This window comes from Bradyrhizobium sp. 930_D9_N1_4 (genome assembly GCF_052076015.1).
In the GTDB taxonomy this organism is placed as follows: domain Bacteria; phylum Pseudomonadota; class Alphaproteobacteria; order Rhizobiales; family Xanthobacteraceae; genus Bradyrhizobium.
The window spans coordinates 1,780,012-1,801,607 of record NZ_CP197236.1; the positions used below are offsets into that span (position 1 = coordinate 1,780,012).

Annotated in this window: 19 protein-coding genes; 8 read left to right on the forward strand and 11 right to left on the reverse strand. The window is 64.1% G+C overall.

Translation table 11 applies throughout. The annotated features are described in order from the left end of the window. Positions 1-106: 106 nt before the first annotated feature. Entirely contained in the window at positions 107-1,387 is a 1,281-nt protein-coding gene (locus tag AB7532_RS08265) for a flavin-dependent oxidoreductase (protein WP_441234308.1), read from the reverse strand. Between the two features lie 129 nt (positions 1,388-1,516). Here AB7532_RS08265 and AB7532_RS08270 point away from each other — a divergent pair, with 129 nt between their 5' ends. Beyond that, positions 1,517-2,137, forward strand: a complete 621-nt coding sequence (locus tag AB7532_RS08270; RefSeq protein WP_441234309.1) for a glutathione S-transferase family protein — start codon at positions 1,517-1,519, stop codon at positions 2,135-2,137. Positions 2,138-2,234: 97 nt separating this feature from the next. Here the strand turns inward: AB7532_RS08270 and AB7532_RS08275 are convergent, their stop codons facing one another. Continuing rightward, complete coding sequence (locus AB7532_RS08275) at positions 2,235-3,158, reverse strand: LysR family transcriptional regulator (protein ID WP_441234310.1); 924 nt, start codon at positions 3,156-3,158, stop codon at positions 2,235-2,237. Positions 3,159-3,249: 91 nt separating this feature from the next. On the opposite strand from AB7532_RS08275, the gene AB7532_RS08280 reads away from it, so the two are divergent. Beyond that, positions 3,250-3,693, forward strand: coding sequence for a nuclear transport factor 2 family protein (locus tag AB7532_RS08280; RefSeq protein ID WP_441234311.1), 444 nt, complete (start codon positions 3,250-3,252; stop codon positions 3,691-3,693). Positions 3,694-3,769: 76 nt separating this feature from the next. On the opposite strand, the gene AB7532_RS08285 is transcribed toward AB7532_RS08280, so the two are convergent. Next, the gene (locus tag AB7532_RS08285; protein WP_441234312.1) at positions 3,770-4,639 is read right to left on the reverse strand and encodes a hypothetical protein; all 870 of its coding nucleotides are present in this window, start codon (positions 4,637-4,639) and stop codon (positions 3,770-3,772) included. A 232-nt stretch (positions 4,640-4,871) separates the two neighbouring features. Here AB7532_RS08285 and AB7532_RS08290 point away from each other — a divergent pair, with 232 nt between their 5' ends. Beyond that, complete coding sequence (locus AB7532_RS08290; RefSeq protein WP_441239215.1) at positions 4,872-5,459, forward strand: biliverdin-producing heme oxygenase; 588 nt, start codon at positions 4,872-4,874, stop codon at positions 5,457-5,459. Next, positions 5,456-8,002, forward strand: coding sequence for an HWE histidine kinase domain-containing protein (locus AB7532_RS08295; RefSeq protein WP_441234313.1), 2,547 nt, complete (start codon positions 5,456-5,458; stop codon positions 8,000-8,002). Before AB7532_RS08290 ends, AB7532_RS08295 begins: the two co-directional genes overlap by 4 nt. A gap of 4 nt (positions 8,003-8,006) precedes the next feature. Here the strand turns inward: AB7532_RS08295 and AB7532_RS08300 are convergent, their stop codons facing one another. Further along, positions 8,007-8,138, reverse strand: a complete 132-nt coding sequence (locus AB7532_RS08300) for a hypothetical protein (RefSeq protein WP_441234314.1) — start codon at positions 8,136-8,138, stop codon at positions 8,007-8,009. A 137-nt stretch (positions 8,139-8,275) separates the two neighbouring features. On the opposite strand from AB7532_RS08300, the gene AB7532_RS08305 reads away from it, so the two are divergent. After that, complete coding sequence (locus tag AB7532_RS08305; RefSeq protein WP_441234315.1) at positions 8,276-10,285, forward strand: methyl-accepting chemotaxis protein; 2,010 nt, start codon at positions 8,276-8,278, stop codon at positions 10,283-10,285. A gap of 53 nt (positions 10,286-10,338) precedes the next feature. Here the strand turns inward: AB7532_RS08305 and AB7532_RS08310 are convergent, their stop codons facing one another. From AB7532_RS08310 to AB7532_RS08320, 3 genes are all read right to left on the reverse strand, one after another. Then, positions 10,339-11,025 (reverse strand): glutathione S-transferase family protein, encoded by a 687-nt coding sequence (locus AB7532_RS08310; protein ID WP_441234316.1) that lies wholly within the window; start codon positions 11,023-11,025, stop codon positions 10,339-10,341. 119 nt (positions 11,026-11,144) lie between these two features. Further along, positions 11,145-11,471: a hypothetical protein gene (locus AB7532_RS08315; protein WP_441234317.1), complete on the reverse strand. Its 327-nt coding sequence runs from the start codon at positions 11,469-11,471 to the stop codon at positions 11,145-11,147. 172 nt (positions 11,472-11,643) lie between these two features. Beyond that, positions 11,644-12,774, reverse strand: coding sequence for a site-specific DNA-methyltransferase (locus AB7532_RS08320; RefSeq protein ID WP_441234318.1), 1,131 nt, complete (start codon positions 12,772-12,774; stop codon positions 11,644-11,646). A 429-nt stretch (positions 12,775-13,203) separates the two neighbouring features. Between AB7532_RS08320 and ypfJ the strand changes: the two genes are divergently transcribed. Further along, positions 13,204-14,142 carry a KPN_02809 family neutral zinc metallopeptidase gene (ypfJ, locus tag AB7532_RS08325; RefSeq protein WP_441234319.1) on the forward strand — a complete coding sequence of 313 codons (939 nt, stop codon included), beginning with the start codon at positions 13,204-13,206 and terminating at the stop codon, positions 14,140-14,142. Positions 14,143-14,298: 156 nt separating this feature from the next. Then, positions 14,299-14,862 carry a molybdenum cofactor biosynthesis protein B gene (moaB, locus tag AB7532_RS08330; protein ID WP_441234320.1) on the forward strand — a complete coding sequence of 188 codons (564 nt, stop codon included), beginning with the start codon at positions 14,299-14,301 and terminating at the stop codon, positions 14,860-14,862. A gap of 178 nt (positions 14,863-15,040) precedes the next feature. Here moaB and AB7532_RS08335 read toward each other — a convergent pair whose 3' ends face one another. Together AB7532_RS08335 and AB7532_RS08340 are read right to left on the reverse strand one after the other, a co-directional pair. After that, a complete protein-coding gene (locus AB7532_RS08335) occupies positions 15,041-15,967 on the reverse strand; it encodes a bifunctional helix-turn-helix transcriptional regulator/GNAT family N-acetyltransferase (RefSeq protein ID WP_441234321.1) in 927 nt (308 codons plus the stop codon). Between the two features lie 62 nt (positions 15,968-16,029). Further along, positions 16,030-16,605, reverse strand: coding sequence for a glycosyl transferase (locus AB7532_RS08340; protein ID WP_441234322.1), 576 nt, complete (start codon positions 16,603-16,605; stop codon positions 16,030-16,032). Positions 16,606-16,935: 330 nt separating this feature from the next. On the opposite strand from AB7532_RS08340, the gene AB7532_RS08345 reads away from it, so the two are divergent. Then, positions 16,936-17,775 carry an RMD1 family protein gene (locus tag AB7532_RS08345; protein WP_441234323.1) on the forward strand — a complete coding sequence of 280 codons (840 nt, stop codon included), beginning with the start codon at positions 16,936-16,938 and terminating at the stop codon, positions 17,773-17,775. Between the two features lie 118 nt (positions 17,776-17,893). Here AB7532_RS08345 and AB7532_RS08350 read toward each other — a convergent pair whose 3' ends face one another. Both AB7532_RS08350 and AB7532_RS08355 read right to left on the reverse strand, forming a co-directional pair. Continuing rightward, positions 17,894-19,090: an acetate/propionate family kinase gene (locus AB7532_RS08350; protein ID WP_441234324.1), complete on the reverse strand. Its 1,197-nt coding sequence runs from the start codon at positions 19,088-19,090 to the stop codon at positions 17,894-17,896. A 4-nt stretch (positions 19,091-19,094) separates the two neighbouring features. Further along, the gene (locus AB7532_RS08355) at positions 19,095-21,482 is read right to left on the reverse strand and encodes a phosphoketolase family protein (RefSeq protein ID WP_441234325.1); all 2,388 of its coding nucleotides are present in this window, start codon (positions 21,480-21,482) and stop codon (positions 19,095-19,097) included. Positions 21,483-21,596: the final 114 nt, after the last annotated feature.

Here is a 21,596-nt window from a genome sequence, read left to right on the forward strand (position 1 = left end):
CGCGGACAGAACCCCTCACCCAAGTCAGCTCGTATCTACCGGCGTCGCTGCCCTCTCCCGCAAGGGGCGAGGGCGCATTCATGCGCATCCCGCTTCGTGCGAGAGCTTACGCTCCCACGCGCCTCGCATCTTTACTCACGATCGCAGGCTTCGCGTTCAGCGCTTCGACCTGGAATCCCGCCACGCGCTTGTAGTTCGCGGCAATGTCCTCCAGCTCCTTCTGCGAGAGCACATCGGTGACAACCTTGTAACCATCCGGCGCGCGCTCCTCGACGAGCTGCATCACCTGCTCGGGACCGTTCTTGCGGTTGAGCAGGACGAGGTCGGTGGTCGCGGGCCGGCGCTCGGCTTCGTAGGCGAGCAGCGCCGCCTGCGTTGGGCCGTGCGCGAGGATTTCACGGGTGATGGTGCGGGCATCGAGGATCGCTTGCGAGGCGCCGTTGGAGCCGATCGGATACATCGGGTGTGCGGCGTCGCCCATCAGCGTGACCTTGCCGAAGGTCCATTGCCCCACCGGATCGCGGTCGACCAGCGGATATTCGTAGGCGTGCGGGCAGTTCTTGATCAGGCCGGGCACGTCCAGCCAGTCGAACTGCCAGCTCTCGAACCAGGGCAGAAACTCCTCCAGCCACGCAGTGCGGTTATAGTCCTCACGGCGCCACTGATAGGTCGGCGGCATATGCCGCTCGGCGACCCAGTTGATCAGATGGTTGCCCGCAGCATCCGGCTCTTTCGAGATCGGATAGCAGACGAATTTCAGGATCTCGTGGCCCGCCATGATCATGGTGCGGCCGGTGAGGAAGGCTTTTGACGGGGTGACGCCGCGCCAGAGGATGCGGCCGTTCCAGATCGGCGGCCCTTCGTCGGGATAGAGCTTTTCTCGCGCGGCGGAATGAATGCCGTCGGCGGCGATCATGATCGCGCCGTCGTAGGTCCCCGCGGCCTTGCCGGTCGCCCGGTCGATGAAGTCGGCGCGCACGCCGTCGGCCGTCTCGGTCCAGCCGGTCAGATGGTGGCTGGTCAGGATGTTGTCCCGGCCGAGCCGCTCGATCGCGGTGTCGAGCAGCAATTGTTGCAGCGTGCCGCGATGGATCGAGAATTGCGGCCATTTGTAGCCGGCTTCCAGCCCGCGCGGCTCGCTCCAGATCGGCTTGCCGTGCTTGGAGAAATAGGCGAGCTCGCGGGTCCGCACGCCGCTGGCGTCCAGTCTGTCCATCAGCCCGAGCTCGATCAGCTCGCGTACCGCATGCGGCAGCACGTTGATGCCGACGCCGAGCGGCTTCAGCTCCGCAACGCTCTCGAACACTTTCACGGGAACGCCGATTCCGTGCAGGCTGAGCGCAAGCGTCAGCCCGCCGATGCCGCCGCCGGCGATGAGTACGGTCATGACAATTCCCCTCCAATTCCGGGCGTCTTGGCACAGGCGGGCGGCGGTGGGCAACTGCGAAGGAGAAAGTCGTGCTATGGACCTCGGGGACGACAGAAGTTAATTTCCAGCTTTCCCATGAGGTCCGACATGCTCAAGCTCTACTACGCCACCGGCACCTGCGCGCTTGCCACCTACATCACCCTGGAAGAGGCCGGCGCCGACTACGCGGCCGAGCGGCTGAGCTTCAAGGACAACCAGCAGAACAGCCCGGATTATCTCGCCATCAACCCGAAGGGCCGGGTGCCCGCGCTGGTGACCGATCGCGGCGTGCTGACCGAGACGCCGGCGATGCTGGCCTATCTCGCGCAGACCTTCCCCAAGGCGAAGCTCGCGCCGCTGGACGATCCCTTCGACTTCGCCCAGGTGCAGTCGTTCAACTCCTATCTCTGCTCGACCTTGCACATCAACCATGCCCACAAGATGCGCGGCGCGCGCTGGGCGACGGAGGCAAGCTCGTTCGCCGACATGAAGGCGATGATCCCGAAGACCATGGGCGCCTGCTTCGCCCTGATCGAGCAGAAGATGTACAAAGGCCCTTGGGTCATGGGCGACCAGTTCACGATCTGCGATCCCTATCTCTACACCCTCTCGACCTGGCTCGAAGGCGACAGCGTCGACATCAACGCCACGCCGAAGATCGCCGACCATTTCAAGCGCATGTCGGATCGCCCCGCTGTGCGCAAGGTGATGGACGCGCAGAAAGCGTAAGGGCGGGGCTTTCGTAGGGTGGGCAAAGGCGCGAAGCGCCGTGCCCACGATCTTCTCCGTCGGCGGCAGGTGGTGGGCACGCTTCGCTTTGCCCACCCTACGGCAGTTTGCGCTTGGCTTGCTCCAACTCCCGCCCCGTCTCCAGCATCAGCCGCCGTAGCCAGATCGACCCCGGGTCCATCTGCGCCCGGGTCGGATGGAACATGAACTGCTCGTCGACCCCCGGGTCGAGCGGCGGCGCCACCGCGACGAGGCCAAGCTGCTTCGACAGCGCTGCGATCAGCCGGCGCGGCACGAAGGCGACGAGGTCGGTGCGGGCGGCGACGTGCAGCGCTTCGAGATAGCCTGACACCACCAGCGAAATGTGCCGCTCGATGCCTTTGGCGCGCAGCCAGGTGTCGATCAGGTCCTCGGGCTGGCCGCGGATGATCACGCCGACGTGGCGTGCGGCCAGAAACGTTTCCCGTCGCTTCAGCTTCGTAGCCTGCGGATGGCCGCGCCGCACCGCCAGTGCATCGGCATCGGTGTAGAGCAATTGCCGGTGAAAGCCCTTGAAGGCATTGCCGATCGAGATCACGAGATCGATGGTGCGGGCGAACTCGGCGTGGAAGATCGCCGGCCCCCGCCACGGCACGATGTCGATGCGGACATTGGGCGCGGCCTGCGTCACCTTCGCCATCAACGGCGGCATCAGCAGCTCGACCGCGAGATCCGGCATCATCAGGCGGAATTGCCGCTCGCTGCGCGCGGCGTCGAACTCATCGCGCACGAATAGCCCGCGCACCTGGTCGAGCGCCTGCGCCAGCGGCGCGCGTAACCCTTGCGCCCGGGGCGTCAGCTCCATTCGCACACCGGTGCGCACCAGCAGCGGATCGCCAAAAATGTCGCGCAGGCGCTGGAGCGCGTGGCTCGCGGCCGGCTGCGACAGGCCGATCCGCAAGGCCGCGCGGCTGACATTGGCCTCGCGCAACAACGCGTCGAGCGCCGTCAGGAGGTTGAGGTCGAGCGAATTCAAATTCATGAGGCGAATAGATATCATATTCACTATCGATTTGAAGAATTGTTCTTGCGCCGCGATCATCTCAATGTTGCCACCACACGGAGATGCCGCCATGAGCGCGAGCGCCAACAAGAAACTGATGCAGGACATTTTCGCCGCTGCCGCCGATCCCGATCCGGCCGCGCGCGACCGTTCCCTGTTCACCGCAAGCCTTGCCGACGATGCCAGATGGGTCGTCACCGGCCAGTATTCCTGGTCCCGCACCTTCACCGGCAAGCAGTCGATCCTCAACGATTTGCATGCCTATGTGCGGACCCGCCTGGTCGACCGCACGCGCACGGTCGCCCACCGCTTCATCGCCGATGGCGATACCGTCGTGGTGGAGGCCAAGGGTGACAACGTCACGCCCGAGGGCGTGCGCTACGACAACGATTATTGCCTGGTGTTCCGGATCGAGGACGGCAAGATCAAGGAGATCCGGGAGTACTGCGACTCCATCCTGACCGAGAAGGCGCTTGGTCCGTTTCCCCAAAGAGTGGCGGGAGCCGGCTGCTGACAGAAATTGCTATCGTGTCCCAACAGTCGCCGCATGCTAGCGCGGCGGCGACTAAGTCGCTCTTGCTTTTGGCGAGTTATTTTTTTGCCCTCGGTCTCTTCTGAGAGATGGCTGTTACGAGATCGGATTTCTTGATCAAGCTGATCGCGGCCCTTGGATGAGGTCGGGCCAATTCCTTCAGCCAGATATTGTGAACGTCTTCCACTTCATCGTCGGTCAGAAATCCGTTCTTCCCGTTTTTTGCTAGCGAAATGACGTGTGTCTTTTGTCCAACGTCGCGCGCGGTTTCTGAAGAGAACTTTGCATCGAAAATGCGATAGATCGTGTCCGCTAAAGAATTTCCGAGTGGCTTTTTATTCAGAGCGGCAAGTGCCATTAACGAGCCGCTTCCAATGGCTGCGTAGCCTCGCAAGGAGTGATTAATTACCTTGCCCGGATTTGCCACTTCAAAGATTGATCTGCGGCCGTGCCCGTCGAATCCGTAAATCAGCAGTTCAAGGCCAAGGTCAAACCTCGCCAACTCCATCGAGTACTCATGATATAAATCCTTTCCCATTTCCTCGTAGCCCGTTCGACGAAATTCAGCGATATCTAAAAATCCGAATCTGGCGAGCTTGTCTCGGAAAAAGCGGGAGGAGAATTCTTTCTCATAGGCCTGCCGCGCAGCGTCCATGACGACGGCGGTATCGAAATTACGATCTTCGTATTCTGTTTTTTCATCGTGCTTCAGACTTTGCAGAGTGTCTATGGTCGCATCAATGACCGGATCGAACGCCGTCGCATCACTCGCGGCGAACATCATCGCCCATTTCCCGGCAATTTTTTTGTTTTTCATCGTCGCATCGTCAGCGGCCGGAATGGCTTCGCCATATGAAAGGCGGGCATCAGAAATGGTTACGATTTCCTTGCCTTTTGAAGGACTGAAAGCAGCAACGGCGACGGTCATTTCTCTCGCTCCTTTTGGAGAGCCGCCAAATGGGTCCTCCTCCTATATTGTCTTAGGGCGATCGCCCCAAGATGGATGATACGACGCGAAAATTGACGGACGAAAGGGGGTGCACGAGCAGATTGCACTCTTATTCGTCTTTTGCCGATTCCCAACGGGAACCTTTGTTTCCCGCCGGTGTTATCTGCCTTCCGGGGCAGTTGCGCTCCCGGCTATGCGCGTTGGGAATTTCATGCTGGCTGGGGTTTCTGACGTTTCGACACAGGTGGTGGGCGGCAGCTTTCCGGGACTCCGCGAACGATTGAGAGACGCGACAGCGCACGCGCACCGCGACCTCGATGCGCAATTGTCGTCATTCGATCTCACCGTCTTCTCGGGCTATCGCCGCTTTCTTCAGGCCAGCGCGGGTGCTCTGCTGCCGCTGGAAGCAGCGCTCGTCGAGGCCGGCGTTGTCAGGATGTTTCCGGACTGGCTCAAACGGTCGCGCAGCGCTGCGATCGCGGCCGATCTCGAACGCCTCGGCAGTGACACGCAATACACCGTATCGGTGTCGCCGCTGACCCATAGCGGCGTACTCGGCGCGATGTATGTGCTGGAGGGCTCCCGGCTCGGGGCCAAATTCCTGATGAAGACGGTCGCCGACGCGGCCGATCCGCGCATCGGTGAGGCCACGGCCTATCTCAGCCACGGCGCGGGCCAACGGCTTTGGCAGAGCTTTCTGTCGAAGCTTCAAAACGAAGAGGCGTGCGACGAGGACGAGGCGATCGAGGCCGCTCGCGCTGCCTTTGCGGCGTTCGAGCAGGCGGCGGACCGCGCATGAACGAGGCGGTCAACCTCACCAATTGCGATCGCGAGCCGATCCACATTCCCGGCAGCGTGCAGCCGTTCGGCTTCCTGCTGACGGTGCTGTCGGACTTCACGATCTGCATGGCGTCGGACAATGTCGGCAGCTTTCTCGGCCCTGACGTCGCCGACCTGCTCCAGCAGCCGCTGTCACGGGTTATTTCGGACGCGGCCATCGAGACCATTCGCAGCCGTGTTGATCATCTCAGCGGCCCGGATGCGACCGAGCGACTGTTCGGCGTCGAGCTCCAGGCCGGCAAGCCGCTCTACGATCTCTCCATCCACTTCTCCGGCGCCTATCTCGTCATCGAGGCGGAGCCCAGCGTCAACGAGCCCGGCGTCAATTCCGGCGAGCTCGTCCGCCTGATGCTGGAGCGGATTCGCAAGACGCGCGGCACGACCGAGCTCGCCCGCGAGGCGGCACGGCAGCTCAAGGTGCTGACCGGCTTCGACCGCGTCATGGTCTATCAGTTTCACCCGGACGGTTCGGGCGAGGTGATCGCCGAAGCAGCCGAAGCCGGCCTCGAGACATTTCTGGGCCTGCACTATCCGGCCTCCGACATCCCCAAACAGGCGCGCATCCTCTATCAGCGCAACTGGCTGCGCATCATCGCCGATATCAACCAGAAGCCGGCCGCGCTGCTGTCGGTCGCCACCCACAATGCGGGACTGCTCGATCTGTCGATGAGCGTGCTGCGCGCGGTGTCGCCGATCCACATCGAATACCTGCGCAACATGGGCGTCGGCGCCTCGATGTCGGTGTCGATCCTGCGCGACGGCAAGCTCTGGGGCCTGTTCGCCTGCCATCATTATTCGCCGCGCTACATCTCGTTCGAGAAGCGCACCGCGTCCGAGCTGTTCGGCCAGATGTTCTCCTGGATCGTGGAGGGACGCGAGCGCGAGGGCGATGTCGCCTATGAGTCGCGCGCCCATCAGGTCACGGAGCGGCTGATCGAGACGGCGGCCGCGCATGAGCACAGCCGGCGCGCGATCGTCGATTTCGTCGGCGACTTCCGCAAGATGATCGCCTGCGACGGCGCGGCGATCTGGTCCGACAACAAGATCACGCTCGACGGCGAGACCCCGACCGAGGACGAGGTGAAGGAGTTGGTTGCCTTCATCAACCGGACCTCGCCGGGCCGGATCTGCGCCAGCGCGGAGATCGCCAAGGTCTACGCCTTGGGTGAGGCCTTCAGGGACCGGGCGGCGGGATTCCTCGCCATCCCGATCTCGCGCACGCCGCGCGACTGCCTGATCTTCTTCCGGCGCGAGGTGCTGCGCTCGGTGACGTGGGCGGGGGCGCCCGAGAAGGTCTACGAGGAAGGCCCGAACGGGCCGCGCCTGACGCCGCGCAAGAGCTTCGAACTGTGGCAGGAAACGGTGGCGGGCCAGTCGAAGCCGTGGTCGGCGGCCGACATCCGCATCGCCGAGAGCCTGCGCGTCACGCTGCTCGAGGTCATCCTGCAACTGTCCGACCTTGCCGCGCGCGAGCGTCGCGGCGCGCAGGAGCGGCAGGAGCTGATGATTGCCGAGCTCAATCACCGCGTCCGCAACATCTTGAGCCTTGTCCGCGCGCTGGTGGCGCAGAGCAAGGACACCGCGACCACGGTGGACGAATTCGCCGCCGTGCTCGGCGGCCGTGTCCAGGCGTTGGCGCGGGCCCACGACCAGATCACCAATCTGAACTGGGCGCCGGTCGCGCTGCGCACGCTGCTCGAATCCGAGGCGGGCGCCTATCTCGGCGCGCGCGCCGGCCGCGTGAAAATGGGTGGACCGGACGTCTCGCTCGATCCCAAGGCGTTCGCGACACTGGCGCTGGTGGTGCACGAGATGATGACCAATTCCGCCAAATATGGCGCGCTGGCCGATTCTACCGGTCAGGTCGAAGTGGTCTGGCGGCTCGATCCGAATTCGAGCCTCGAGATCGAGTGGAAGGAGACCGGCGGGCCGCCGGTGCAGCCGCCGACGCGCCGCGGGTTCGGCACCACCATCATCGAGCGCTCGGTGCCGTTCGACCTCAAGGGCGAAGCTGAAATCCGCTTCGACCTGCTGGGCGTCCAGGCCAAATTCGTCATTCCCCCCAATTTCGTCGAGCTGGTGCCGTCGATCGCAGGAGCCGCCATGCGCGTAGAAGAGCAGCAATCCGCCCGCCCCCGGATTTCGGAGACAGCACTGATCGTCGAGGACAATCTGATCATCGCCATGGCGGCGGAGGTGATCCTGCTCGATCTCGGCGCCCGTCACGTCGACACGGCTGCGTCGGTCGACCAGGCCCTGCGCGCGATCGAGCGGACGCGGCCGAGCTTTGCACTGCTCGATCTCAATCTCGGCAATGAGAGCAGCATCAGGGTGGCGCACCGGCTGAAGGAGATCGGCGTGCCCTTCATGTTCGCAACCGGCTATGGCGAGCGTGCGCCGATTCCGGAAGAGCTGGCGTTCGCGCCGGTGGTCCAGAAGCCCTACACGCTGGAAGTGGTCGAGCACGCGCTCGGCAAATTGCAGCAGGCGACCGCCCAATAAACATTCATTGCGGCATCGCATGCAGCGCGCTGCATGCGGCTGCGGGCGTTACGCCGAAGCTTTGCGCAGCTGCATAGAAGATCAGCAGATTTTGCGTGCGCTTCTTGAGACGTGCGCGAAAAATCAGAAGGTTCAATTAACGAGTGTCCCCCATTGTGTCGCAGTGCAGCGTGAGTCGCCCAAGGTGCGACGCGCGGCTGCCGGGGGTGGCCGTGACGATCGCCGGGTTTGTTCGCCCACCCGAATTCACATGCATCCGGGTGGACAGTGGGAATGCCGAAGTTTCGTTTGCGGATCAGGGGACGCCTGTACGCAGGCTTCATGGCCTTGGTGGCGGTTGGTCTCGTGATGGCGGTGGTCGCCATCTGGAATTTGCGGTCCGTCCAGGACCAGGTCGCAAAGGCCTCGGCGTTTTCGGACAGCACGGCGCGGGTGCTGGAGATCTCGACCCATCTCCAGGCGATTCAGCGGGCCAATCTGCGCTACATCTACGACGCCAGCGAGCCCGCAATGAAGGAGGCCTCCGAGCGTGAGGCTGCCGCAACCGAGCTGCTGAAGGTCGGCGCGAACGGCACGGCCTCGGAGGAGCGAAAAAGACTCTACAACGACCTCATCGCCGACATCGCGAAAATGAAAAGCCTGCGTGACAATCTCGGCGATGCCGTCAACGAGGCCAGGACAGGCAAGGCAACGCTGCTGCCGAGCGGCGACGAGTTGACCGTCAAGATGAACAAGCTGGTCGACGTGGCGCGTGCGGCCGTCGATGAAGACACGGCGGCCCTGGTCGCGGACCTCGAATCCCGGCTGCTTCTCGTTCAGATCGCGAACTGGCGTTTCCTGGCCCTGCGCGACGTCAAGGGCCCCGCCAACTTCAGAACCAATGTGGACCGGGCGTCGCAGCGGCTGTCGGCGCTCGAGAAGAGCCCGCAGGCAACGGAATTGCGCGCCACGCTCGCGCCGGTGAAGACCTCGCTCGGAATTTACAAATCCGCGTTCGAGACGACGTCGGCGGCGATGCTCCAGGCCGACGAGATCTATCACAAGAACCTCGCGCCGCTCATCGTCGACAGCATCGCCAAGCTCAAGGTCGCGGAAACCACCCTGAAGAAGGATTACAAGGATTCGCGCAGCCAGGCCGAAGCCGTGATCGACGGCACGATGACCGTGCAGGAGATCGCCGGCGGTCTTGCCACCCTGTTCGGGCTGGTCGTCGCCTTCCTGATCGCCCGCAGCATCGTCGGTCCCCTGACGTCGATGACGCGTGCGATGGGACTGCTGGCCGGCGGCGATCTCGCGGTCGAGATCCCCGGGCGTGGCAAGACCGACGAGATCGGCGACATGGCCAAGGCGATCGAGGTGTTCAAGACCAACATGGTCGACACCGAGCGCCTGCGCTCGGAGCAGGTCGAGGTCGAGGCACGTCAGGCCGAGGATCGCAAGAAAGACATGGTCCGGCTTGCCGACCAGTTCGAGCAGGCGGTCGGCGAGATCGTCGACACCGTGTCGTCGGCATCGGGCGAGCTCGAGGCGTCCGCCGGCACGTTGACGGCGACCGCGACGCGCGCGCAGGACCTGTCCACCGAAGTGGCGTCCGCGTCGCAGGAAGCGACCGCCAACGTCCAGGCCGTGGCGTCGGCCACCGAGGAGCTGTCCTCCTCGGTCAGCGAGATCGCCCGCCAGGTGCAGGAATCCGCCCGGATCGCCAAGGACGCCGTGGGGCAGGCGAGCCGGACCAACGAACGCGTCGGCGAGCTGTCCAAGGCGGCTGCGCGCATCGGCGACGTGGTCGAGCTGATCAACACCATCGCCGGCCAGACCAACCTGCTCGCACTGAACGCGACCATCGAGGCCGCGCGCGCGGGCGAAGCCGGCCGCGGCTTTGCGGTCGTTGCCTCCGAGGTGAAGGCGCTGGCCGAGCAGACCGCGAAGGCGACCGGCGAGATCGGCCAGCAGATTGCGAGCATCCAGGCCGCGACCGAGCAGTCGGTCGGCTCCATCAGGGAGATCAGCGGCACCATCGAGCGGCTGTCGGAAATCTCCTCGGCGGTCGCCGCCGCCGTGGAAGAGCAGGGTGCGGCGACGCAGGAAATCTCCCGCAACGTCCAGCAGGCGGCCCATGGCACCCAGCGCGTCTCGACCAATATCGGCGACGTCCAGCGCGGCGCCTCCGAGACCGGCTCGGCCTCCTCGCAGGTGCTGTCGGCGGCGCGCTCGCTGTCGTCAGACAGCAACCGCCTGAAGCAGGAAGTCGCCAAGTTCCTGAACTCGGTCCACGCCGCATAAAAGCAAAAGGCCACGCGCATGCGCGTGGCTTTCAAATCGCGGCGCGGTTGCGATCAGGCGACCTTGGTCGCCATGTGCTTGAACATGTTGCCCCGCGCCTCGTCGTCCATCTCGGCCTTGAAGGTGAACTTGTCCTTCAGCGCGATCGCGCGCGCCGCTGCCGGCCGCGCCGAGATCTCGTCCACCAGCCGCTTCACGTTCGGGTAGCGCGCAAAGGCGTCGTCGCCGAGCTTGAACGGCACCATCCGTGCCCAGCCCCACAGCGCCATGTCGACGATCGAATAGGCATCGCCGACCATGTATTTGCGGCCCTTGAGGTGATCGTCGAGAATCCTGTAGTGGCGATCGGTCTCGTACTGGTAGCGGTTATGAGCGTAGTCGTGGTTCTGGTCCTTCGGCGCGAAATGCTTGAAGTGCACCGCCTGGCCCGAATACGGCCCGACGCCGGTGGCGACGAACATCAGCCATGACAGCGTCTCGCCGCGCACATTGGCGGCGGGCAGGAATTTGCCGGTCGTCTCGGCGAGATAGAGCAGGATGGCATTCGAGTCGAAAACGATCGTGCCGTTGTCGTCGATCGCCGGCACCTTGGCGTTCGGATTGACCTTCAGATAGTCCGGCGCGAACTGATCGCCCTTGCGGGTGTCGATCTTCACCGGCTCGAAGGGCAGGCCGGCCTCTTCCAGGTAAAGCGCGACCTTGGTCGGGTTCGGCGACCCGTTGAAGTAGAATTTGAGCATGTTTGTCTCCCCTATTCCCGTTTTGGAGAATGAATGCCGCGTCGTGGCTCTCTCTGCCCGAACATGGCTTGGAGGCGCAACCGGCGAGTTTGCCGGGCGGTATCTGCGCGCCACGCAGATCAGCCGGCGTAACAAAGGCCGACGGCCGCCGTAATGACCATCGCGGCGCCGACAGCCTCCAGCCGCAAGCCCAGCCGGGCGGCGAGATGCATGTCGGAGGCCCGCGCCTTGCGCTCCGAGCCGCGCGCGTAACCATGCACGATGACGTCGTGATTGAAATTGTCGTGCGCCTCGTTGCTGCTGGCGAGCCCGACGCAGATCACCAGCACGCCGAACAGTGCGAGGCCGAAAAAGCCGAGCAGGGCGATCAGGAACATCGGAAACATGCCGAGCAGGAAGATCGGCAGCAGCGGCACCAGCAGCAATGTCTCGGACTGTCGTCGCATGGGAGGACCGGTCGGGACGGGACTGATCGCTCGAATGTAGTCCTGGCTCTTGCGTCGTTCAAGGCGCCGTAGGGTGGGCAAAGGCGCGAAGCGCCGTGCCCACGTCTTCTCTTCGTCGCCGGAAATGGTGGGCACGCTACGCTTTGCCCACCCTGCGAGACCGGTGAAGCGGCTACGCCGCCCCCATGCCCGCGCGGATCTCGGCGCGGAGCTCGTCGATCAGCTTGAGACCTTTCTTGGTCTCGACATGCCAGAAGGTCCAGCCGTTGCAGGCCTGCGCGCCTTGCGCCACGGCGCCCATGCGGTGGATCGAGCCGACCTTGTCGCCGAACATGATGGCGCCGTCGGCGCGGACCAGCGCGCCGAGCTTCTTCTTGGCGTCGAACAGCTTCGCGCCGGGCATGATCATGCCGCGCTCGATCAGCTCGGAGAACGCCACGCGAGGCGCTTCGCGCGCGGTCATGAACGGGGCGAGGCTTGCTTCCGGCAGCGGTTCGACCTTGGCGATGCGCGCTTCCGCCGCCTTCGCGTAGGTCTTGTCGCGCTCGAAGCCGATATAGGAGCGGCCGAGGCGTTTTGCGACGGCGCCGGTGGTGCCGGTGCCGTTGAAGGGATCGATCACGAGATCGCCGGGCTTGGACGACGACAGCAGCACGCGCGCCAGCAGGCCTTCCGGCTTCTGCGTCGGATGCACTTTCTTGCCGTCGGCGCCCTTGAGACGCTCTTCGCCGGTGCAGAGCGGGATCAGCCAGTCGGAGCGTGCCTGCACGTCCTCGTTGGCAGCCTTCAGCGCCTCGTAGTTGAACGTGTAGCCTTTGGCCTTTTCGTCGCGCGCGGCCCAGATCATCGTTTCGTGCGCGTTGGTGAAGCGACGGCCGCGGAAATTCGGCATCGGGTTCGACTTGCGCCAGACGATGTCGTTCAGGAGCCAGAAGCCGAGGTCCTGCATGATCGCGCCGACGCGGAAGATGTTGTGATAGGAGCCGATCACCCAGATCGTCGCCGACGGCTTCATGGCGCGGCGGGCGGCAAGCAGCCAGGCGCGGGTGAAGTCGTCATAGGCGGAGAAGGAATCGAACTTGTCCCAGTCGTCGTCGACGGCGTCGACATGGGATTCGTCGGGGCGTTTGAGATCGCCCTTGAGCTGAAGATTGTAGGGCGGATCGGCGAACACGAGGTCGACCGAACCGGCCTGAAGCTTCGACATCTCGGCGACGCAATCACCGAGGATGATGCTGTGCGAAGCGGACTCGAAATTTGTGCGGGGCGCCCTTGCAGACGCCCCGCGACGCGACTCTACCATGACTCACGAACTCTGACTCAGGCGACGCTGTCGGCGACGCGGGACCAAACAACCGACTGACCGTTACAATGAAGCGGCAAAGTAAAAATCGACTTAATCCGCCGCTTTGGTGAGCAGATCGTGCATTGCGTGTCGTGCGCGTTTCGCTGTCCGCATTCGCCGTGTTTTTCAGTGTATTTCGCGTTTCGTCGCGTTGCGCGAGCAATCATGGCTCCAAAAAGGCGCCGAATTTCTCTCGGAAAAAATTGCTCAACCCCGGAAAAAATTGCTGGCATGGGCATGCCGTCGCACTAGGCAATTTTTGCCGACCACGATATTGATAAAGGCAACGGAAATTTTACGTATGTGGCGCGTTGAGCTTTCGCACTGTTGTGCGCCACGAAATGCAATCCGGGCTCTGCCAATCCGGGACCTCAAAGGAAGGCCACCATGCGCTACGATGACTTCCGCCGCAGCGACGACGTCGAGGATCGTCGTGACGATGGTGGTGGCGGCGGTGGCGGAGGCGGCGGGTTCGGCCTGCCGATGGGCGGCGGCGGCCTCGGCATCGGTACCATCATCGTGCTCGGGCTGGTCGGCTATGCCTTCGGCATCGACCCGCGCATCCTGATCGGCGGCGCCGAGATCCTCACCGGCGGCGGCCAGGCGCCGAGCTACCAGACCGACCGCCAGTCGACGTCGACCGCCAAGCGCGGTGCCCCGACCGACGAGATGGGCAGCATGATCGCCGGCATCCTCGGCGAGATCGACGATCGCTGGAGCGAGATCTTCCAGGCCAGCGGCCAGAACTATACCGGCCCGAAGGTCGTGCTGTTCCGCAATGCCACCAATGGCGGCCGCTGCGGCCGGGCGGAGTCGGCGATGGGTCCGTTCTACTGCCCGCCGGACCGCACCATCTTCCTCGACACCGGTTTCTTCCGCGAGGTCGAGACGCGCTTCCGCGGCTGCTCCGGCAAGTCCGCCTGCAACTTCACCACCGCCTACATCATCGCGCATGAGGCCGGCCATCACATCCAGAACCTGCTCGGCATCATTCCGCGCGTGACGCGGCTGCAGCAGCAGGCCGGCAGCAAGGCCGAGGCCAACGCGCTCCAGGTCAAGGTCGAGTTGCAGGCCGACTGCCTGTCCGGCGTCTGGGTCAACCGCGAGGCGAAGAAGCGTCCGAACTTCCTCGAGCCCGGCGACATCGACGCTGCGCTGACCACCGCCAGCGCGATCGGCGACGATACGCTGCAACGCCAGGCCACCGGCCGCGTCGTGCCCGACTCCTTCACCCACGGCTCGGCGGCGCAACGCAAGCAATGGTTCATGACCGGCTATCAGCAGGGCACGGTCCAGGCGTGCAATACGTTCGGCAGCGGGTCGTAGTCGTTATCCGTCATCCTGAGGTGCTCGCCGCTTCGGCGAGCCTCGAAGGATGGCGAGCCCGTGGCCCATCCTTCGAGGCTCGCCTTGCGGTGCGCTTGCACCGCATGGCGCGCACCTCAGGATGACGGCGGTGGGTGGGCAAGGAGGTATCAGGTCGTGGCGTCCATCGACGAATCCAAACAATTCATCCCGCTCAACATCGCGGTGCTCACCGTCTCCGACACGCGTGCGCTCGCGGATGACAAATCCGGCCAGACGCTGGCCGACCGCCTCACGGCCGCGGGTCATCATCTTGCCGCGCGCGAGATCGTCACCGACGATGTCGAGGCGATCCGTGCGGTGATCCGCCGCTGGGTCGCGGATGCCGGCGTCGACGTGGTCATCACCACCGGCGGCACCGGGTTTACCGGACGCGACGTCACGCCGGAGGCGATCGAGCCGCTGTTCGAGAAGCGCATGGACGGTTTCTCGATCGCATTTCACATGCTGAGCCACGCCAAGATCGGCACGTCCACGATCCAGAGCCGGGCCACAGCGGGCGTGGCCGGCGCGACCTACATCTTCTGCCTGCCCGGTTCGCCCGGCGCCTGCCGCGACGGCTGGGACGGCATTTTGGCAGCCCAGCTCGACTACCGCACGCGCCCCTGCAACTTCGTCGAGATCATGCCGCGGCTGGACGAGCACCTGCGGAGAGCGAAGGCGCAGGGCGCCACGGTGTAGTCGCGCTCGCGCGGGAGCATCATTCGTAAGCCAAGCACAAGGCATCGTAGGGTGGGCAAAGCGAAGCGTGCCCACGATGATTGTCGATTGGAAGAGTTGGTGGGCACGGCGCTGTGCGCCTTTGCCCACCCTACGATTTCGGACTTGCGGATAGAGCGCAGCAACGCGCACCGCGCCGTTACAGATCCCGCTCCCACGTCTCGCCGACCAGATCGGCGCCGAAGCTGTGGTGTTTCTCTTCCTTCACCAGCTTGAAGCCGGCGCTCTTGTAGATCCCGCGCGCGGCGACCAAAATGCTTTGCGTCCACAGCGTCATCTTGCTGTAGCCCCTCTCGCGCGCGCCCTGCATGCATTGCTCGACTAGCGCGCGGCCGACACCGAGCCCGCGTGCTTTCTTCTCCACCTGTAAAAGGCGCAGCTTGGCGATCTCGTCCGTGGCCTTGACCAGAAAGATCGATCCGACCGGCTCGCCACCCACTTCCGCGATCCAGCAGTGCTCGCGCGCGGCGTCGTAGTTCCTGATGAACTGTGCGCAGATCTCGGCGATGAGCGCCTCGTAGCTGATATCCCAATTGTAGTCGGCGGCATAGGCGGCGGCCTGCCGGGAGACGACCCAGCCCATGTCGCCGACGCGATGACTGCGCAGCACGACAGACGCGGGCTGGGTTCGACGTTGCTCCAGCACGGTCTCGATGGTTGCCATGGCCTGCGTGAGCCGCGCCGCATCGCCGGCCGAAAGCCGGGCCAGCATGGCGGCGACCTCGTTCTGCGAACCCAGATTCAGCTTGGCGAAGGTCTGGCGGCCCTTGGCGGTGAGGCTGAGCTGGTGTTGCCTGCGATCGGCGGGCAGGGGCTTTCGCGTGATCAGCCCTTTTTCGTCGAAGCTCTGGACGATGCGGCTGAGATAGCCGGCGTCGAGGCCGAGTTCGTGTCCGATCTCTTTCGCCGCAAGGTCGTCGCGATGCGCAAGCTCATAGAGCACGCGCGCCTCGCTGAGCGAGAACGGGCTTCGGCCAAGATGCTGGTCGAGCACACCGAGCTTGCGGGTATAGAAGCGGTTGAAGGCGCGAACCGCCGCGATGTCGTCCGTACCGTCGATTGCCATGGGTCACCTCAATACTTGCCATTGTCAAATAATTATTTGACTTTGGCAAGTATCTGGGGGCCTCAGCCGACCATGACGATCCGGCTGCGCAGCATGATCCGGGACGAGCGGCCGAGCCGCCGCAGCAGCCTGGCTTCGGAGCGACGGGCCTGGGGCGGGTAGCCCCCGATCCGGTCGTAATGATCACGCGCGATCAAAAGTCCCTGATCGCCGAGGGGGCCGACGAGCCTGCGCACCACGGCCCAGAGCATGTCGCGAAATCCGGTATCGGCGTAAGGCGAGCGCGCGTAGCGGAACACCGCCGCACGATCGCGGCCGCTGGTCGCGACGGACTGGATGAACTGGGAGGTCTCCTCGATCCAGCCGGTTTCCAGCACCGCTCCGGCGGGGAGGAACATCAGCCAGGGCGAACGTGCCTGGAGCGCGCCGGCGGCGAGTGCGGCGCCTTGCGAGGATCCCTCGAAGCCGATGAAACGGCAGCCTGCGACGTCGGCAACGCGCTCGATGACGCCGTTGCGGGTGCCGTCGATCAGAAGCACTTCCTTGATGATGCCCGCAGCGGCACCGGGCACCAGTGCGGCCAGAGTTGCGACCGCTGTCTGCTCGACGCCTTCGGTCGGAATGATGACGCTCAGCATGGTTGAGACTTCGATGTCCGAACTTCGGGAGAAGCGTAGTTCTTCATGACGTTGTCATAAACACGCGGCCCTGCCGAGAGCAACTTTTCGGCGGGGCTTCGGTGTTCGATGGTAAACTGCCAGCGACGTCGCATCCAAATATGTCCGGCACGGGGTGGCGATGTTGCCGATTGTTTCGGCGGCGTGCGTTCTGACCGTATTAATGCGGAGCTTTGCCGCAACATTGCACAGCGCGCGGGCCCGTCGCAATCCTGCAAGCGGAGGATGCGATAGCGGACGGGCGCCGGAACGGGAAAAATCTGCAATTCACGGTGCTGACGAGGGCTTCGAATGAACGCCGATCAACTTGCTGTTAGCGCGCCGACCACATCTCTCAGGCCGGACGCCGCGCCGACCTTGCGGATCCGCGCGGTCATGCTGGGCGAGCGCATCAATCCGTCCGGGCTCGAGATCGGTGCTGCCGTGTCCTCGACACCCGCGGCCTTCCGCGTCCATGCCGGGCTCGTCGTGATCTTCCGCTATGGCGTCGTGGTGCTGATCGGCCTCCTCCCTTCGGAGGAGAAGGTCCTGCTCGACAGCCTGAAGTCCCGCGTGACCGGCGAGCTCAGCCCCTATGAGGAGGAGATCGCGCAAGCGCAGTTGTGCAAGGACGAGAACGCCGAGGCGATCCAGCCGGGCGGGCCGATCTGCCTCGCCAAATTCTCCGACGACCGGCTGTTGCTGATCGCGGACGCGCTCGCCAAGAGCACCTCGCTCGCCCGCGACGAGCGTCGTGTCGCCGCGGTCTTCGACGTGATCGAGCCCTTTGCGCGCCAGCTCGCCGAGCGTGGCCGCACCCCGCGCCGGCGCAGGGGCATCCTGCAACTGATCGGCAATGCGCTCCTGGTGCAGCAGCGCGTCGCCGGCCGCGTTGCGGTCGCCGAGAAACCCGACGTGCTCTGGGAGAAGCCCGAACTCGATCGCCTCTATGCCCGTCTCGAGGACGAGTACGAGCTGAAGGAGCGCCTCGACACGCTCGAGCGCAAGCTTACCGCCGTGTCCGAGACCGCCAATGCGCTGACCGACATCATCGACACCCAGCGCTCGCTGCGGCTCGAGATCGCGGTGGTGGTGCTGATCGTGATCGAAGTCGCGATCGGGTGCTTTCAGATCTGGTCGGGGACGCATTAGTTTGGGCTACGCATGATGGTGCCCTCGCTCGGCGAGTCCGGAATCGCAGGGTGGGCAAAGGCGCACTTGCGCCGTGCCCACCAGACAGAGGTGGTGGGCACGCTTCGCTTTGCCCACCCTACGATACTGGATTCCTTGACGTTCGCAGCACCGCCGCGCAATGCCGCGCGATCATCAGCTCCTCATTGGTCGGGATTACGAACACATCGACCGCACTAGCGTCGCCGTTGATGCGCTCGCGGGCCTCATCATTCGCAGCCGCATCGACACGCACGCCGAGCCACTCCAGCCGCTTGCCGATCCCGCTGCGAATTTCTTTCGCATGCTCCCCGATGCCGCCGGTGAAGACGAGGCAATCGAGTCCGCCAAGCGTCGTCGCCATCACCGCGACCTCCTGCGCCGCACGCAACGTGAAAAGCTCGACCGCCTCCCGCGCCGCAGCCTTGCTGCTCGTCAGCAGCGTGCGCATGTCGGCGGAAATGCCGGACACACCGAGCAGGCCTGACTCGTGATAGAGCAAGTGTTGGAGCTCATCGACTGACATCCTCTCATGCTGTTGCAGATACAGCAGCACGCCGGGATCGATCGTGCCGCAACGCGTGCCCATCACGAGACCATCGAGCGGCGTCAGTCCCATCGTGGTGTCGATGCTGCGGCCATCACGCAAGGCGCACAGGCTGGCGCCATTGCCGAGATGGGCGATGACGGTGCGCTTCGCCGCAAGCTCCGGTGCGATTGCGGCGAGGCGGCCCGCGACATATTCGAACGAGAGACCGTGAAATCCGTAGCGCCTGACGCCGCGTTCCTCGAAGCGCCGCGGGATCGCGAAGCGGTTTGCCGGCGGCGTCATGGTGTGATGGAAGGCCGTGTCGAAACACGCGATCTGCGTCAAATCGGGCTTGATCGCCCGGATGGTGCGGACCGGCGCCAGGCAACGCGGCTGGTGTAGCGGCGCCAGCGGCGTCAACGCCTCCAGCTTTGCATGGACGTCATCCGTCAATTCGACCGGACCTGAATAATCGGGTCCGCCATGAACGATGCGGTGGCCGACCGCGCGCAAGCGATGGTCGCCAAAGCGATCCTCGATGAAGCCGAGCACGTCGGCGAAGAGGTGACCGCTGTCCGCATCCGTCGCGTCCCTCTGCGCCTCGAACAAATCCTGGCCTGCGGGGCTTTTCACCACGAGACGCGGCTTGGCCTCGTGCTCGTCGAGCAGGCCCTTGCAGAGCAGGGCAGGCGCATCCGCCGAGATATCAAACAGGCCGAACTTGACGCTCGACGAGCCCGAATTGAGGACGAGGACCGACGCCGTCATGACGTCAGCCCCTCTTGCCCGGCCAGACCCAGTCGCGAATTTCCGGCATGTCCTCGCCATGCTCTCGCACATAGGCGGAATGCGCGATCAGTCTGTCGCGGAACTGCTGCTTCACCTGCGCAGCCTTGGAGGCCAGCCCCGGCACGCGCTCGATCGCCTCGATCGCGAGGTGGTAGCGGTCGAGCCCGTTGAGCACGACCATGTCGAACGGCGTCGTCGTGGTGCCTTCCTCGGCAAAGCCGCGCACATGCAGGCCGGCATGGTTGGTGCGGTTATAGGTGAGACGGTGGATCAGATAAGGATAGCCGTGATAGGCGAAGATCACGGGTTTGTCTGTCGTGAACAGGCTATCGAAATCGCGATCCGAAAGCCCGTGCGGATGCTGCTCTCTCGGTTGCAGCGTCATGAGGTCCACGACATTGACGACGCGGATCTTCAGGTCAGGCAGGGCCTTGCGCAAGAGGTCGACGGCGGCCAGCGTCTCCAGTGTCGGCACGTCGCCGGCACAGGCCATCACCACATCAGGCTCTTGTCCGGCGTCCTCGCTGCCGGCCCAGGTCCAGATGCCGATGCCGGCATCGCAATGCGTGGCCGCGTCCTGCATCGACAGCCATTGCGGCGCCGGCTGCTTGCCGGCGACGATCACGTTGATCCTGTTGTAGGTGCGCAGGCAGTGGTCGGCGATCCACAGCAGCGTGTTGGCGTCCGGCGGGAAGTAGATGCGGACGATGTCGGCCTTCTTGTTGGCGACGAGATCGACGAAGCCGGGGTCCTGATGGCTGAAGCCGTTATGGTCCTGTCGCCAGACATGCGAGGTCAGCAGATAATTCAGCGAGGCGATCGGACGTCGCCAACTGAGATGCCGCGTCACCTTCAGCCATTTGGCGTGCTGGTTGAACATGGAATCCACGATGTGAATGAAGGCCTCGTAGCAGGAGAAGAAGCCGTGGCGGCCGGTGAGCAGATAGCCTTCGAGCCAGCCCTGGCAGAGATGTTCGCTCAGCACCTCCATGACGCGCCCATCCTGGGCAAGATGCACGTCGTAGGGTTCGATCGGCTCCATCCAGACCCGCTCGGTTGCCTCGAACACCGCATCGAGCCGGTTTGACGCGGTCTCGTCCGGACCCATGATGCGAAAGTTTCGCTCGTGCGCGTTGAGGCGGATGACGTCGCGCAAAAATTTGCCGAGCTCGCGCGTCGCCTCGCCGGTGACGCCGCCGGGCTGCTGCACCTCGACTGCAAACTCCCGGAAGTCCGGCAGCTTCAGTTCCTTCTTCAAGAGGCCGCCATTGGCATGCGGAGTGGCGCCCATGCGGCGGATGCCTGCGGGCGCGAGTGCCTGTAGCTCAGGGATGAGCGCGCCGCTCCTGTCGAACAGCTTTTCCGGCTCGTAGCTGCGCATCCAGTCTTCGAGAATTGCCAGATGCGCCGGGTTCTCGCGGCAGCTCGCGACGGGCACCTGATGCGCGCGCCAGAACCCTTCGACCTTCTTGCCGTCGACCTCCTTGGGGCCGGTCCAGCCCTTCGGGCTGCGCAGCACGATCATCGGCCAGCGCGGCCGCTCGACGGTCTTGCGGCCATCGCGGGCGTGCTGCTGGATCGAGCGGATGCTGGCGAAGGCGACGTCGAACGCATCCGCCATGACCTGGTGCATCAATTTGGGATCGTCGCCCGCGACGAACAGCGGCTCGTGGCCGAACCCACGGAAGAGATCGCGGATTTCCCCGTCGCGCATGCGCCCGAGCACTGTGGGGCTGGCGATCTTGTAGCCGTTGAGATGCAGGATCGGCAGCACCGCGCCGTCATGGGCGGGATTGAGGAACTTGTTGGAGTGCCAGGACGCCGCGAGTGGGCCGGTCTCGGCCTCGCCATCACCGACCACACAAGCGACGATCAGATCGGGATTGTCGAACGCCGCGCCATAGGCATGCACCAGCGCGTAGCCGAGCTCGCCGCCCTCGTGGATCGAGCCCGGCGTTTCCGGCGCCGCATGGCTCGGAATGCCGCCGGGGAAGGAGAACTGTCTGAAAAGTTTTCGCAGTCCATCCGCATCGCGCGCGATGTCGGGATAGATCTCGCTGTAGCTGCCTTCCAGATAGGTGTTGGCAACCATGCCGGGGCCGCCGTGGCCGGGCCCGCAGACATAGAGCACGCTGACGTCGAGCGCGCGGATGACGCGGTTGAGATGGGCGTAGATGAAGTTGAGACCGGGCGTGGTGCCCCAATGGCCGAGCAAACGCGGCTTGATGTGCTCGGGCCGCAGCGGCTCGCGCAGCAATGGGTTGTCCAACAGATAGATTTGCCCGACGGAGAGGTAGTTCGCGGCGCGCCAGTAGCGGTCGAGGCGGTCGAGGTCGCTGTTCCCCAATGCTGATTGTCGTTGATTTGTCATGTTGTGCCGACCCTTCACGCAACGATCGGCACCAACCCGGCTCTGGCGCGATCGATCCTTCGGCGCCATCAAACGAAATCGCGACGTTGGTGATGTTGCGTGAGGTCAAGAAGG